Genomic DNA, 14,534 nt, shown 5'->3' with positions numbered 1-14,534 from the left:
CCTCCCGGAGGGCCTTCAGGATACGTGCGGGCGTCCCCTTTCGGGTCCCGGGCGGTGACGTCGGTGGCGTCCACCCGGTGCCCCGCGATTCACCCGGTGCCGCCGCCCGCCCAGCGGCTTATCCACACCCCTGATCACTCGGATAGGTGAACCTCCTGGGCCCCCGACACGGGGCGTCACCGCCTTGCTGCCGTCGTCCCGGCCCCCGTACAAGATCCCCAACCGCAAGTTACCGCCCGGTACCCGCCGGGCCCGCCGAACGGGGATCCCATGAACAAGGTCATGACCAGGACCGCCCAGCTCCGCCCGGGCACCCGCCCGCCCGGCCGCCGTGACTCCCGCCGCCCCGGCGCGCCCTCCTCCCGCAGGCCGCTGACGCCGCCGGCGGCCCCGGCGAGCCCGCGCCCCACCGACCTCTTCGCGGAGCGTCTGCTGGCCGTCCTCAGCGGCCGCCGCCCCGTCCACTGGATGCTCCGGCACACGGCGGGACCCGCCTACGACGACCTGGCCCGCCTCGCCGAACGCGGCCCCCTGCGCACCCGCGGCACCGACCCCGTCGTCCGCGACATCGGTTACTACGTCCCCCGAGCCGGCGCCCTGGAGGTCTTCGCCCGCATCGCTGCGGGGGACCAGTTGCGCGCCATGGCCTTCCGCCTGGAACAGAGCCCCGACCTGCGCTGGCGCTGCACGGCGGTGGAACTGGGCGGCCCGCGCGCACCACGCGGCGACTAGTCCGAGGGCCCGGGCCGAAGAGCCGAAGGCCCACCGGCCCCGGCTCACCGACTCCGGGCTCACCGACCCTGGGTCACCGGCCGAACGACCCCCACGCGCCCGCTTGCACGCCGACAGCCCGCTCATCGACCGGCCGAGGACGAAGTGCCACCAAGCCCCGGGCCACAAGCCGAAGGAGCCACCGCCCCCGGCCACAAACCCAGAGCCCGCCAGGCCCCGGTCACAAACCGGAAGCCCGCCCAGGCCCCCGGCCACAAACCGAAGGGCCGGCCCCCTTTGCGGGATGCCGGCCCTGGTGGAGCGCTGTCGGTGCCGTCACTTCCTGCGGCGGCGGCTGCCCTTCGCCTGCTTGCGGCGCTCGGCGCGGGTGAGGCCGTCCGCCTCGGAGCGGGCCGGCTCCTCGTCGTCGTAGTCGAATTCGCCCTCGACGATGCCACCCTCGCCGTCCACGGTGGCCGCGGAGAAGTGCATGCCCCGCCGCTGCGGCGCCTCCAGACCCTTGGCGCGGATCTCCGGGCGGGAGCCCGCCTGCGCCGGCACCGCGTCCTGGACGCCCTCTGCCGGGGCGGCGTCCTCGACCGGAACCTCCTCGACCTGCTGCTCGACCTGGACCTCCAGGTTGAACAGGTAGCCGACGGACTCCTCCTTGATGCCGTCCATCATGGCGGTGAACATGTCGAAGCCCTCGCGCTGGTACTCGACCAGCGGGTCCTTCTGGGCCATCGCGCGCAGGCCGATGCCCTCCTGGAGGTAGTCCATCTCGTAGAGGTGCTCGCGCCACTTGCGGTCGAGGACCGACAGCACGACCCGGCGCTCCAGCTCACGCATGATCTCGGAGCCGAGCTGCGTCTCGCGCGACGCGTACTGCTCGTGGATGTCGTCCTTGATGGACTCGGAGATGTACTCGGCGGTCAGACCGGCCCGGTCGCCGGCGGCCTCCTCCAGCTCCTCGACGGTCACCTTGACCGGGTAGAGCTGCTTGAACGCGCCCCACAGGCGGTCGAGGTCCCAGTCCTCCGGGAAGCCCTCGGCGGTCTCCGCGCCGACGTACGCGTCGATGGTGTCGTCCATGAAGTGCTGGATCTGCTCCTGCAGGTCCTCGCCCTCCAGGACGCGGCGACGCTCGCCGTAGATGACTTCGCGCTGGCGGTTGAGCACCTCGTCGTACTTCAGAACGTTCTTACGCGTTTCGAAGTTCTGCTGCTCGACCTGCGACTGCGCGGACGCGATCGCGCGGGTGACCATCTTGTTCTCGATCGGCACGTCGTCCGGCACGTTGGCCATCGACATCACGCGCTCGACCATCTGGGCCTTGAACAGGCGCATCAGGTCATCGCCGAGGGAGAGGTAGAAGCGGGACTCACCGGGGTCGCCCTGACGCCCGGAACGACCGCGCAGCTGGTTGTCGATCCGGCGCGACTCGTGCCGCTCGGTACCGAGGACGTAGAGGCCGCCGAGCTCCTTGACCTCTTCGAACTCGGCCTTCACGGCGCGCTCGGCCTTCTCCAGGGCGGCGGGCAGGGCCTGCGCCCACTCCTCGATGTGCTCCTCGGGGTCGAGGCCGCGCTGGCGCAGCTCCGCCTCGGCGAGGTCGTCCGGGTTGCCGCCGAGCTTGATGTCGGTACCACGGCCGGCCATGTTGGTGGCCACCGTCACGGCGCCCTTGCGGCCGGCCTGCGCGACGATCGACGCCTCGCGCTCATGGTGCTTGGCGTTGAGCACCTCGTGCTGGATGCCGCGCTTGGAGAGCTGCTGCGAGAGGTACTCCGACTTCTCGACGGAGGTCGTGCCGACGAGGATCGGCTGGCCCTTCTCGTGCTTCTCCGCGATGTCGTCGACGACCGCCTCGAACTTGGCGACCTCGGTGCGGTAGATCAGGTCCGACTGGTCCTTGCGGACCATCGGCCTGTTCGTCGGGATCGGGACCACGCCGAGCTTGTAGATCTGGTGGAACTCGGCGGCCTCGGTCATGGCCGTACCGGTCATGCCGGACAGGCCGGGCAGTTCCTTGCCGTTGTGGTCGTGGCGCTTGTAGAGGCGGAAGAAGTTCTGGAGGGTGATCGTGGCGAGGGTCTGGTTCTCGTCCTTGATGTCCACTCCTTCCTTCGCCTCGATCGCCTGGTGCATGCCCTCGTTGTAGCGGCGGCCGGCGAGGATACGGCCGGTGTGCTCGTCGACGATCATGACCTCGCCGTCGAGGACGACGTAGTCCTTGTCCTTCTTGAAGAGCTCCTTCGCCTTGATGGCGTTGTTCAGGTAGCCCACCAGAGGCGTGTTCACCGACTCGTAGAGGTTGTCGATGCCCAGCCAGTCCTCGACCTTGGCGACGCCGGACTCGTGGATGGCGACCGTGCGCTTCTTCTCGTCGACCTCGTAGTCGCCGGTCTCCTCGATACCCTTGAGCGGGTTGCCGGCCTCGCCCTTCTTCAGGCGCAGGACCAGCTTGGCGAAGTCGCCGTACCACTTGGTGGCCTGGTCGGCCGGACCGGAGATGATCAGCGGCGTACGGGCCTCGTCGACCAGGATGGAGTCCACCTCGTCGACGATGGCGTAGTTGTGGCCGCGCTGGACGAGCTCGTCCTGGGACCACGCCATGTTGTCGCGCAGGTAGTCGAAGCCGAACTCGTTGTTCGTGCCGTACGTGATGTCCGCCGCGTACTGCTCGCGGCGCTGCGCCGGCGACATGTTGGAGAGGATGCAGCCGACGTTCAGGCCCAGGAACTTGTGGACGCGGCCCATCATCTCGGAGTCGCGGTCGGCCAGGTAGTCGTTCACCGTGATGAGGTGGACGCCCTTGTCCGCCAGCGCGTTGAGGTACGCGGGCAGGGTGCCGACGAGGGTCTTGCCCTCACCGGTCTTCATCTCGGCCACGTAGCCGAGGTGGAGGGCCGCGCCACCCATGATCTGCACGTCGTAGTGGCGCTGGCCGAGGACGCGCTTGGCGGCCTCGCGGACAGTGGCGAACGCCTCGGGGAGCAGGTCGTCGAGGCTCTCTCCGTCGGCGTAGCGCTGCTTGTACTCATCGGTGAGGGCCCGCAGCTCGGCGTCGGAGAGGTCGACGAAGTCCTCTTCGATGGAGTTGACCTGGTCCGCGATGCGGTGCAGCTTGCGCAGGATCTTGCCTTCGCCTGCACGCATGATCTTCGAGAGGACGGACACGGGGGTTTGTCTCCTTGCCGGTCGGGCCTGGGACGGTCGGTTTCCATTGGACGTACTGAGCAACGGCCATCGTATGCGAGGACCCGGCCGCGCCGGGAGGCCTGGCGGCCCGACGACCGTCCGCCGCTTTCCCGAGGGCTCTGTAAGCCCCCTTCGTGTGACTCTTCCGGGTGGGCATTCGGTTGTACTGGGGGTGTCGCCAGGTTGTCTGCCGCTTCATTGCCGCTTCATAGGGGACAACGGCCGGGGCATGCGGATAGTGCCGCACGCAGACGAGGAATTGCACGAAATGTGATCGCATGGTCACGGGCCGCGAAATGTATGGCGCGCCGGGCGCCGGGACGAGCAGAATCGGCCGATGAGACCCGTCACGCTCTCCACCTCCCGGCTGCTGCTGCGCGCCGTCGGCCCGCAGGACACCGAAGCGGTGTACACGGCCGTCCAGGACCCCGACATCCAGCGCTGGACCACGATTCCCTCGCCCTACCTCCCGGAACACGCCCAGAGCTTCACGGAGCAGATGGTCCCCGACGGCTGGTCCGAGGGTTCGATGTTCACCTTCGGCGTCTTTCTGCCGACGGGCGAGCTGGCCGGGATGGTCGCCCTGACCATGCGCTCCCTGGGGGCGGCCGAGGTGGGTTTCTGGACCGCCAAGGAGCACCGCGGCCGCGGCTACACCACCGAGGCCACCCTCACGGCCGCCCGCTGGGGTTTCACGCGACTGGCGATCGACCGGGTCGAGTGGCGTGCCGAGGTCGGCAACCAGGCCTCCCGCGCGGTCGCGGAACGCGCCGGTTTCATCATCGAGGGCACCCTGCGCTCCGCCCTCAACAACAAGGGCGTACGACGCGACTGCTGGGTGGGCTCCCTGCTTCCGTCGGACCTGGGCCTGCCCTCGGCCGCGCCCTATCTGCCGACCCCTTCTCAGGGATGAAGCCCCAGGTCGGACGGGACTGTCAGTACCACCCTCTATCGTCCGAGGCATGACGACCCTCCCGCGCCCCACCGCCGCCCTCTCGGCGGACGAAGCCCGCCGTATCGCCCTGAGGGCACAGGGCTTCCTCGGCGCCCCCGACCGCCGTTCGGGCGTCCGGGGCGTGCTCCGCCACCTCGGCGCGGTCCAGCTCGACACCATCTCGGTCCTCGCCCGCTCCCACGAGCTCATCCCGTACGCCCGCCTCGGCGCTGTCGGCCGCAAGACGGTCGAGGCCGCCTACTGGACGGACACGCACGCGTTCGAGTACTGGTCGCACGCGGCCTGCATCCTCCCCATCGAGGAGTGGCCGCACTTCGCCTTCCGCCGCCGCGCCTACCGCGGCCGCCCGCACTGGAGCCATGAACTCCCCGACGGCGCCTACGACCAGGTCATCAAGCAGCTGCGCGCCGAAGGCCCGCTGACCGCCACGGAGTTGGGCGGCGCGAAGAAGACCAGCGAGTGGTGGGACTGGTCCGGCACCAAGGTCGCCGTGGAGCGCGCGCTGATGTACGGCGAGGTGGTGTGCGTCCAGCGGCGCGGCTGGAAACGGGTTTACGACCTCGCCGAGCGCGCGGTCCCGGCCGCGCTGCTGCACGACGAACTGGACGACACCGAGTGCCTGCGCCGCCTGGTCCGGCTGGCCGGGCAGTCCCTGGGCGTCGGCACGCGCGCGGACATCGCCGACTACCACCGCCTCAAGGGCGAGCAGGTCGACGCCGTGATCGCCGACTCGGGTCTGGTCCCGGTGGAGGTGGAGGGCTGGTCCAAGCCCGCCTGGGCGGACCCGGCGGCCCTGGCCGCGCCTCCCCGCGGCCGGCACCGTACGACCCTGCTCTCCCCCTTCGACTCCCTGATCTGGGACCGGGCGCGCACCGATCGGATCTTCGGCTTCACCCACCGCCTGGAGGCGTACGTCCCGAAGCCGAAGCGGGTGCACGGTTACTACGCGATGCCGGTACTGGCCGGCGGCCGCCTGGTGGGCCGGGTGGATCCGGCGCGTGAGGGGAGCGGTGTGCTGGTGGCCCGCCAGGTCACGCTGGACGGCCCGAAGGCGGTTCCGGCGGTGGCGGAAGCACTCGTCGAGGCGGCGAGCTGGGTGAACTGCACGACGGTACGGGTGGAGCGGGTGGACGCCCCGGAACTGCGCGACCCGCTCGTCCGGGAAGTCACCCGCGCGCTGATGACCGCGTTGCGCTGACGGGCTTCGCCGGCCTCAGCGGATCTCCAGGATCTTCTCCCGCATCGCGTAGACGACCGCCTCCATCCTGGAGTGCAGCTGCAGCTTCTCCAGGATGTTGCGCACATGGTTCTTCACGGTGTTCTCGGAGATGAACAACTCCTTCGCGATATCGCGGTTGTTCATGCCCGTGGCGACGAGTTTGAGCACTTCGAGTTCACGGTCGGTAAGCCGTGGCGCCGGCACCAGCCGGCGCTCGTCAGTGCGCTGGATCATCGATTTGAACTCGGTGAGCAGTTTCGACGCCATGGACGGGCTGATCTGCGACTGCCCGTCGGCCACCGCGCGAATGGCGGTGGCCACCTCGTCGGTCGAGATCTCCTTCAGGAGATATCCGGTGGCGCCCGCCTTGATCGCGTCGTAGAGATCGGCCTCTTCGTCGCTGATCGTCAGCATGATGATCTTCGCGCTGGGCGCGACCTCCTTGATGGAGGTGCAGGCCTCGATACCGCCGCGTTTGGGCATTCGGACATCCATCAGCACGATGTCCGGCAACAGGTCGGCGGCCTTGTCGACAGCCTCGGCGCCGTCGCCCGCCTCCCCGACGACCTGGATGTCCTCCTCGGCGGCGAGCACGATCTCCAGACCACGGCGGAAGAGGGCGTGGTCGTCCACGACAAGGACCCTGATCGGTTCCTTGCGCGAAGTGCCTTCCGCGTCCGGGCCCAGGCCGACGACGCCGCCGTCGGCATCGTCCTGCAGCGGTCCGAAGCTGTCCGCCATCGTTCCTCCCCCTGAAGGCTGTGGCCTGTGGTGCTGTGCCATCGCCAACCCAAGGCAGCGACCCATCGGTTGGGCCGTCGCGGCCATGATTCCATGCCCGGGCGACAACGCGGTGACAGAGCGGGGCGCGAAGTGGTCGCACACCGGTGCCCCCGGGGGCGCACACACGCTTCCAGGGGCACAGGCCCAGCTGCCGGGCGGGCGGGTCAGCCGCCCAGTGTGCCTCCCGCCGCCGGGGGTTGCGCCTGGGTGACCATCGGGTCCGTGCTGAGGTGGATGACACCGTAGTCGTACGCGTGCCGCCGGTAGACGACGCTCGGCTCCTTGGTTTCGGAGTCGACGAACAGGTAGAAGTCGTGTCCGACCAGTTCCATCTCGTAGAGGGCCTGGTTGAGGCTCATCGGGGAGGCGACGTGGGTCTTCTCACGGACGACGAGTGGGCCTTCGCCCTTCACCTCCAGGGAACCCATCTTCTTTGTGGGCACGCCGTCGGGCTCTTCCTCGTGGACGGGGCTGCCGTCCCCGTTGAGCGTCGCCGCGCCCGGGACGTGGTCGGGAACCTCGGCGGCCGAGATCCGCTGTGCGCCGCGGCGCGAGAACCGCTTGTCGTGCTGCTTGCGCAGCCGCGCGTCCAGCTTCTCCGCCGCCAGGTCGAGTGCCGCGTACGGGTCACTGGCCGCTGCCTCCGCCCGGATCACCGGACCGCGGGAGCGGAGCGTGATCTCCACTCGGTCGCAACGGTCGGCCTGTCGGGGGTTGGGCTCCTTGGACACCTCGACGTCGAGGCTGATCACCTTGCCGTCGAGCTTCTGGATCTTCTCCAGCTTCAGCTTCTCGGCCACGTGCTTGCGGAACCGCTCGGGCACCTCGGTCTTGCGGCCCTTGACGACGATGTCCACGCAGAACTCCGTTCCCGGAGCGCTCCGCTCCACTGGCGGAGCATCTCCCTTTTTGCACCCGACTCCGGTGAACCCCGGAGCCTCGGACTCGGCGACTTCACCTCCTCCCCCATGGGCAAGATCTGCACCCCAGCACCGCGATGATTACGGAAAACCCGCGGCACGGCATTCGGATATGGGAGGGATGGCCTGCGGCTTTCTCCCTCACAACCGAACATATCTCGCCCGGACGGATGTCGTCACCCTCTACTGATGCGTACCTCCATTCAAGTGAATTGACCCAGTCACTACCTGCAACGACGCACGTTGGCAGTCAGTTCCGGTTCATTTCGAAAGAATCCGGTGCGGCCGCGACCACAGCCGCACGGATCGGCCACGCGAGGGCGTTCCCCTCGGCCATTCCCGGTGCGTCCCGTGTCCACTTCGCTCGTTCTTCCCTCGGTCCGGCCGTCCGTTCCTCACTTCCTTCCCAAGCCGCGCGCCGATACACAGCCGTTGTCTCCTCTCCTGCCCCTCCGGATCCCGTCGCCTCCCGTACCGCACGCGCCGCCTCCGCAAGGGTGGCGCCGGTCGTGACGAGGTCGTCGACGAGGACGACGCGGCCGCCCGCGAGCAGCCGGGCGCCGCCCGTCGACACCTCCAGCGCGCCGTCGATATTCGCCAACCGCTGTCGGGAGTTGAGGCCCGACTGGTCGGCCACGGCCCGCCGCTGCCGCAGCACCGGGGCCACCCGGGCCGCGGCCCCGGTGCGCCGCAGCTCCGTGGCCGCCGCGAGGGCGATCCGCCGCACCGGATCGTGTCCCCGTGCCCGCACGGCCCACGGCGCGGAGGGCACCGGCACGAGAAGCACGGGGCCGCCGGCACGGGCACCGCCGCTCCGGTCACCTGCCATCACGTCACCGGTCCCGCCACGGGCACCGCCGCCGACACCGACACCGCCCGTCGCGTCGTCGGACCAGGACGCCACGATCCTGACGGTCCGGGCCGTGCGAGCGGTGGGCGCCGTGCGAGCCGTCCGGTCCTCCCCGAGTCCGGCCCGCACCGCTCCCGCCAGAGCCCCGCCCAGGGCTCCGGCGAGCGCCAGCGCGCCCCGTTCCTTGTGGGCGAGGAGAGCCGCCCGTACCTCGTCCGCATAAGGCGCCGCCGCGTACACCGCCGGCAGCCCGGACGGCTCCGGCACCGGTCGCACCCGGCCCGGTGCGTCCCCGCTCAGGGCGGCACGGCACTCGCCACAGAGCACCGTGCGAGGCTTCCCGCAGCCTCCGCACTCGGCCGGGAGCACCAGGTCGGTGAGGTCCTGCCACCACCCCCGCATGTGCCCACTGTGCCAATGTCCGGCCGCACCGGCCACCCCTGTGGACAACTGCCTGTGGACAACTCCAGGGGACACGCACAACGCGTCACCCACCTGGGTAGGGAGACCGGTGTTCCATCCGAGAACGGTCGCCCTGACACGCGCAAACCACGGTTGCCCCGCACAACAAAGCGGCCGTCCCGCCGGCTCTGCGCCGGGCCGGGACAGCCGCTCTTACGCCGTGCTCCGCGCTCAGCCCGGATAGACCGGCGCCGAACCGTCCTTGACCACCTTCTGCCACTGCGCCCCGGACGGCAGCCGGACGATCCCGTCGTCCTGCGAGCGGGCCACCAGCGGTACCCGGTCGTCCTCGGACGCGGCGATCGCCAGGACACCCGTGAGGGCTGCGGGCGCCGGCCCGTCCGGCGTGGAGCCGTCGACCTGGACGTACCGCGTCTGCTGCACTCCGCCCTGCTCGCGCCCGACCACCACGAGCCGGCTGTCCCCGGCCCAGGACATCGCGGTGACCTCCTCGGAGCCGGGGGTGGCGGACCGCAGTTCGAGTACCGAAACCTCCTGCTGGTCATCGGACTTGGTGCGCTCGATCCGCCCCACGAGCAGCGACTGCTTGCCGTCCTTCTCCACGACGAGCGCGATCCGCACCCCGTCGGCGGCGACCCGCACATCCTCGATACGGCCGTTCAGCTCGGGGATCTGCACGGCGAGCGGCTGGCCGACGCCCTGCGCAAGCATGTACAGCTGCGGCTTGCCGGGGTCACGGTCGGCCACCCACAGGTCGCCCCGGGCGTCCCAGCTCGGTGCCGTCAGCCGGTCGTGCTCGGTCGCACCGTGGCTGGTCAGCACCGCGTCGCCCAGCGAACCGTCCGACGAGAGCGAGGTGACGTACAGCGTCTTGCCGTCGCTGGTGACCCCGGCCGCGGTCCGCTCGTCACGGGCGACCGCCACCGACCGCAGCGGCCTGGTACCCGCGCCGAACGGGCCGGGTACGGCGACCGCCCTGGTGCCGGTACCGCCGGTCGTCATCCGCACCAGGCGATGCTTGCTGTCGAGGAAGTACAGATAGTCGGGCCGCTTCGCGGAAGGACGCCAGGCGGTGGCCTCGGCCTGGTCCTCGGTGACGTCGCACATCCGGCCGCCGTTGACGGACTGCAGCGCGACCGAGTCCACGGTGGGCGTCAGGTTCCGCAGCGTGAACAGCAACTGGGTCGCCATCTCGGTGCACTTGGACAGGCCGATCCGGGACGCCTTGACGTTCAGCGGCACGGTGAGCCGGTTCTGGTCGTCCGGTGTCAGCCCGGACACACCCTTCTTCAGCGCCGTACCGGTCGGGAAACTCGACCGGACCACCGGGCCGAGCCAGGCGGTCGGACCGTTGAGCAGCGAACGCACCAGCTGGGTCGTCGGATCCACCCGGCTGCGGACGAAGACGGGATCGGCGACCGCCACCGGCTGCCCGGTCTCCCCGGCCGAGGTGCCCGAGGCGAAGTAGTACTTGTTGACGGACGTGTAGTTGCGTTGGAAGTCGGACCTGCCCATCACGACACCCTGCGGCAGCGAGTCGATCCGCCACTGCCCGCTCTTGGTGTCCTTCGTCAGATGCACCGTCCTGCGGTACGTCCCGTCGGCGGGCGTGTACGCCTGCTGCGCGTCGACGGTGGCCACCCGGCTGCCCTGGAGCGAGTAGGTGATGCTGTTCGTGTCCTCCCGGCCGATCGGGCGCGGGTCGGTCTGGACACTCGGCCCGTTCGCCAGCACCGTCGCCTGCGACTCTGGCTGCCAGGTCTTCGCGGCGGCCGTGGACAGATACCTGCGCGCCGTGTCATAGCGCGGATCGTCGCTGGTCAGAGCCTCCAGGAAGCCCTGGACGATCTCGGTGGAGGAGGCGTCCTGCTGCGGCGGCATGGCGAACACCCGCACCTGCGTGTCCTGCCGTGGCGTGGACTCGACATTCCGCAGGTCGCCGCTGTCCGGCATGGAAGCACAGCCAGCCAGCAGTACGGCCCCACAGGCGGCGTACGCCACCGCGCGCACCGGTCTGGGCCGGACGCCCCCCTCGCGGTCAGCGACCACGAAATGCCTCCCCTGGCTTGTTCGACTCGTCCGGGCCGCCGACGCTCCCGTTGTCAGCCGGGCCGGTCCCGGGCATGCCCTCCTGGCGCCGAGCGCCGCCACTGGGCCTGGGCACCACGCGCGCGCCGTTGCCGGGCAGCGCGGTCGGGTCGGCGGTGGGGGCCACAGTGGCCATCCGCTGTGCCATGGGAGCGAGCTGCGACGTCTGCCCACCGCCGGACTGCACCGGCACGGTGGCCCGCTTGTCCTCGCTGCCGCCCGGCAGACCGGCGTCACTGAGCCCCCGGTTGCGCCGGGAGTCCTTGGGTTCCAGAGGTATCGGCGACCCCCGCAGCGGCTCGTCCGCGGTCCTCGGCAGCGTAAGCCGGAACTGCGAACCGCCGCCCGGCTCCCCCCACGCCTGCAGCCAGCCGCCGTGCAGCCGCGCGTCCTCCAGGGCGATCGACAGCCCCAGGCCCGTACCGCCGGTGGTACGTGCGCGTGCCGGGTCCGCCCGCCAGAAGCGGCTGAAGACCCGGGTCGCCTCGCCGGGCTTGAGCCCGACGCCGTAGTCGCGCACCGCGATCGCGACCGCCCCGCCGGCCGAAGCCAGCTTGACGACGACATCCTTGCCCTCGCCGTGCTCCACGGCGTTGACGACCAGGTTGCGCAGCACCCGCTCCACGCGCCGGGCGTCCGCCTCGGCCACCACGGGCTGCAGGTCGCCGAGCACGCGTATGTGCGTGCCCTTGCGCTCCGCGAGCGGCGCGGCGCCGCTGACCACCCGCCGTACGACCTCCCTGAGGTCTATCGGCTCGGCCTCCAGCGCCGCCGCGCCCGCGTCGAAGCGGCTGATCTCCAGCAGATCGGCGAGCAGTGACTCGAACCGGTCCAGCTGGTCGGCGAGGAGTTCCGCGGACCGCGAGGTCACCGGGTCGAAGTCCTCACGCGCCTCATGGATGACGTCGGCCGCCATCCGCACGGTCGTCAACGGCGTACGCAACTCGTGCGAGACGTCCGACACGAACCGGCGCTGCATCCGCGACAGGTCCTCCAGCTGCTGGATCTTCAACTGGAGGTTCTGCGCCATCTTGTTGAAGGCCTCGCCGAGCCGCGCGATGTCGTCCTCGCCGGTGACCTTCATCCGCTCCTGGAGCCGCCCGGCGGACAGCCGCTCGGCGATTCCGGCCGCCATCCGCACGGGCGTGACGACCTGCCGCACCACCAGCCAGGCGATGGCCCCGAGCAGTACGACGACGAAGAGACCGGCGGTCGCGAGCGTGCCCTTGACCAGGCTGAGCGACTTCTCCTCCTGGGTGAGCGGGAAGAGGTAGTACAGCTCGTACGGATCGCCGTTCGGGTCGTTGACCTGCTTGCCGATGACCAGCGCGGGCTGCGACTCCTTGTCGCTGTCCTTGTAGACGATGCGCGTGTAGGTCTGCGCGGCCGTCGTACCGCCGTTGATCCGCGTGCGCAGGTCGTCCGGCACGCTGGACGTCGGATCGACCTGACCGGAGGCGCGCGGTCCACGCCCGCCACCGCTGTTGTCGCCAGCGGGCAGCGTCACCACGTCGAAGGCACCCTGACCGCCGCTGGAGAGAGACTCCACGAGGTCGCTCATCCACTGGATGACGTTCTGCGCCTGCCGTCCGTCCGCGGACGCGGAGGTGTCACCGGTGCCGGTCGCGGCCTCGTCGGCCTTCTGCTTGGCCACCGCGAAACCGCCGGTGGCCTGGCTCTGCGAGGCCTTCACCTTGGCGTCCAGCAGGCCGTTGCGCACCTGCCCGATGACGACGAATCCGAGCAGCAGAACGACGCCCAGCGACATCAGCAGGGTCGTGACGACGACCTTGAGCTGGATGTTGCGCCGCCACAGCCGCATGACCGGCAGCAGCGGTCGCCGCACCCAGCGCATGAACAGCCGCAGGACCGGGCTGCCCTGAACCCCGCCTTGGAGCAGTCCGCCCTCGAAGAGCAGCCGCCAGCGCGAACCGGGCCGCTTTCCGCCGACAGGCCGCCCCGGGCGGTCCCCGGACCGGCCGGGGGCCGAAGCGGCGCTGTCACCGGACATGTCAGCTCGGCCCGGCCTTGTATCCGACACCACGGACGGTCACCACGATCTCCGGCCGCTCCGGGTCCTTCTCGACCTTGGAGCGCAGCCGCTGGACGTGAACGTTGACGAGACGGGTGTCCGCCGCGTGCCGGTAGCCCCAGACCTGCTCCAGGAGAACCTCACGCGTGAACACCTGCCACGGCTTGCGGGCAAGCGCGACCAGCAGGTCGAACTCCAGCGGGGTCAGCGCGATCGACTGCCCGTCCCGCTTCACCGAGTGCCCCGCCACGTCGATGACCAGGTCACCTATGGCGAGCTGCTCCGGCGCCGGCTCCTCCGACCTCCGCAGCCGGGCCCGGATCCGGGCGACCAGCTCCTTCGGCTTGAACGGCTTCACGATGTAGTCGTCCGCGCCCGACTCCAGGCCCACGACCACGTCGACGGTGTCGCTCTTCGCCGTGAGCATCACGATCGGCACCCCGGACTCCGCCCTGATCAGACGGCACACCTCGATACCGTCCCGACCGGGCAGCATCAGGTCCAGCAGCACCAGATCGGGCTTGGTCTCACGGAAAGCGGCCAGCGCCTTGTCGCCGTCGGCTACGAAAGACGGCTCAAAACCTTCACCACGCAGCACAATGCCGAGCATCTCGGCCAGTGCGGTGTCGTCGTCGACGACAAGGACTCGTCCCTTCATAAACGACATCATCCCATTCTCATAACAGTGAAGGTTCCGCAGGTGACCAGGGTCACCGGCCAGTGACCTTAGTCGTACTGGGCGGTCACTGTCTGCCCCCGTCCGCCGACGTTGATGTCAGTGACGGATGTCAGCATCTTCACGGGGTGAGCGTGCAGTGCCGTCCTTGCCAGCCACGTCATCAAGCGGAGGAGCCGGTCCTGGCCATGAAACTGACCTTGACCCTGATGACCATCTGTGGCGGTCTTCTGCCACTGGCGGCCGTCATCTGGGGCGGTGTATCTCTGCGGCGAGACTACCGACGCCTCGTAGCCGACCTCACAGCCATCGACCAGATCATCCAGGCACCCGAGGGGACCTACCCAGATCCTTCGGCGGCTATGAGCGGCGTCCGCCAGCCTGCCTTCAACATGGGTCGCCTGGCGTACAGCTACGAATGGGCGCAGCGTCTCGTCTGGGAACAGGCGATGGAAGATCTCCGTGGTCCGGCCTGGCTCGCCGGCGCGGGTGTCGTAGTCGCGACAGTGGCAGGCGCCTGGTCGATTTGGATCTAGATGGTCCGGCTACAGCGGCACGCACTGTTCAATCACCGGCATGCCGCTCGCCTGCTCGGCGCCGCTTCGGACGAGGGCGGACGTAATCGAGGACCGCGCCCGCAGCCGTCACCACGCCAATGATCAAGAAGAGGATGGAC

11 protein-coding genes are annotated in these 14,534 nt (G+C 69.7%); 4 read left to right on the top strand and 7 right to left on the bottom strand.

The features are described from left to right. Positions 1-270 precede the first annotated feature (270 nt). Positions 271-732 carry an Rv3235 family protein gene (locus tag ABTY98_RS12265; RefSeq protein WP_352220816.1) on the top strand — a complete coding sequence of 154 codons (462 nt, stop codon included), beginning with the start codon at positions 271-273 and terminating at the stop codon, positions 730-732. A 315-nt stretch (positions 733-1,047) separates the two neighbouring features. Here the strand turns inward: ABTY98_RS12265 and secA are convergent, their stop codons facing one another. Then, on the bottom strand, positions 1,048-3,891 hold the full coding sequence (gene secA, locus ABTY98_RS12260) for a preprotein translocase subunit SecA (RefSeq protein WP_352220815.1): 2,844 nt from the start codon (positions 3,889-3,891) through the stop codon (positions 1,048-1,050). Positions 3,892-4,249: 358 nt separating this feature from the next. Here secA and ABTY98_RS12255 point away from each other — a divergent pair, with 358 nt between their 5' ends. Together ABTY98_RS12255 and ABTY98_RS12250 are read left to right on the top strand one after the other, a co-directional pair. Continuing rightward, positions 4,250-4,825 (top strand): GNAT family N-acetyltransferase, encoded by a 576-nt coding sequence (locus ABTY98_RS12255; protein WP_352220814.1) that lies wholly within the window; start codon positions 4,250-4,252, stop codon positions 4,823-4,825. A gap of 49 nt (positions 4,826-4,874) precedes the next feature. Beyond that, the gene (locus tag ABTY98_RS12250) at positions 4,875-6,065 is read left to right on the top strand and encodes a winged helix-turn-helix domain-containing protein (protein ID WP_352220813.1); all 1,191 of its coding nucleotides are present in this window, start codon (positions 4,875-4,877) and stop codon (positions 6,063-6,065) included. Between the two features lie 15 nt (positions 6,066-6,080). Here the strand turns inward: ABTY98_RS12250 and ABTY98_RS12245 are convergent, their stop codons facing one another. From ABTY98_RS12245 to mtrA, 6 genes are all read right to left on the bottom strand, one after another. After that, a complete protein-coding gene (locus ABTY98_RS12245; RefSeq protein ID WP_352221046.1) occupies positions 6,081-6,827 on the bottom strand; it encodes a response regulator in 747 nt (248 codons plus the stop codon). A 206-nt stretch (positions 6,828-7,033) separates the two neighbouring features. Then, on the bottom strand, positions 7,034-7,726 hold the full coding sequence (gene hpf / locus ABTY98_RS12240; RefSeq protein ID WP_502994204.1) for a ribosome hibernation-promoting factor, HPF/YfiA family: 693 nt from the start codon (positions 7,724-7,726) through the stop codon (positions 7,034-7,036). Positions 7,727-8,039: 313 nt separating this feature from the next. Continuing rightward, positions 8,040-9,041 (bottom strand): ComF family protein, encoded by a 1,002-nt coding sequence (locus tag ABTY98_RS12235; protein ID WP_352220811.1) that lies wholly within the window; start codon positions 9,039-9,041, stop codon positions 8,040-8,042. A gap of 231 nt (positions 9,042-9,272) precedes the next feature. Beyond that, positions 9,273-11,111, bottom strand: a complete 1,839-nt coding sequence (locus ABTY98_RS12230; RefSeq protein ID WP_352220810.1) for an LpqB family beta-propeller domain-containing protein — start codon at positions 11,109-11,111, stop codon at positions 9,273-9,275. Beyond that, positions 11,101-13,161, bottom strand: a complete 2,061-nt coding sequence (mtrB, locus tag ABTY98_RS12225) for an MtrAB system histidine kinase MtrB (protein ID WP_352220809.1) — start codon at positions 13,159-13,161, stop codon at positions 11,101-11,103. The genes ABTY98_RS12230 and mtrB overlap by 11 nt, the downstream gene beginning before the upstream one ends. A gap of 1 nt (position 13,162) precedes the next feature. Further along, on the bottom strand, positions 13,163-13,852 hold the full coding sequence (mtrA, locus tag ABTY98_RS12220) for a two-component system response regulator MtrA (protein ID WP_015659998.1): 690 nt from the start codon (positions 13,850-13,852) through the stop codon (positions 13,163-13,165). Between the two features lie 194 nt (positions 13,853-14,046). Between mtrA and ABTY98_RS12215 the strand changes: the two genes are divergently transcribed. Further along, complete coding sequence (locus ABTY98_RS12215; protein WP_352220808.1) at positions 14,047-14,394, top strand: hypothetical protein; 348 nt, start codon at positions 14,047-14,049, stop codon at positions 14,392-14,394. Positions 14,395-14,534 lie beyond the last annotated feature (140 nt).

The sequence above is a fragment of the Streptomyces sp. NPDC096040 genome (assembly GCF_040303265.1).
GTDB lineage: Bacteria > Actinomycetota > Actinomycetes > Streptomycetales > Streptomycetaceae > Streptomyces.
Note: the sequence above shows the minus strand (reverse complement) of the source record. Positions and strands in the feature narration are given on the sequence as shown.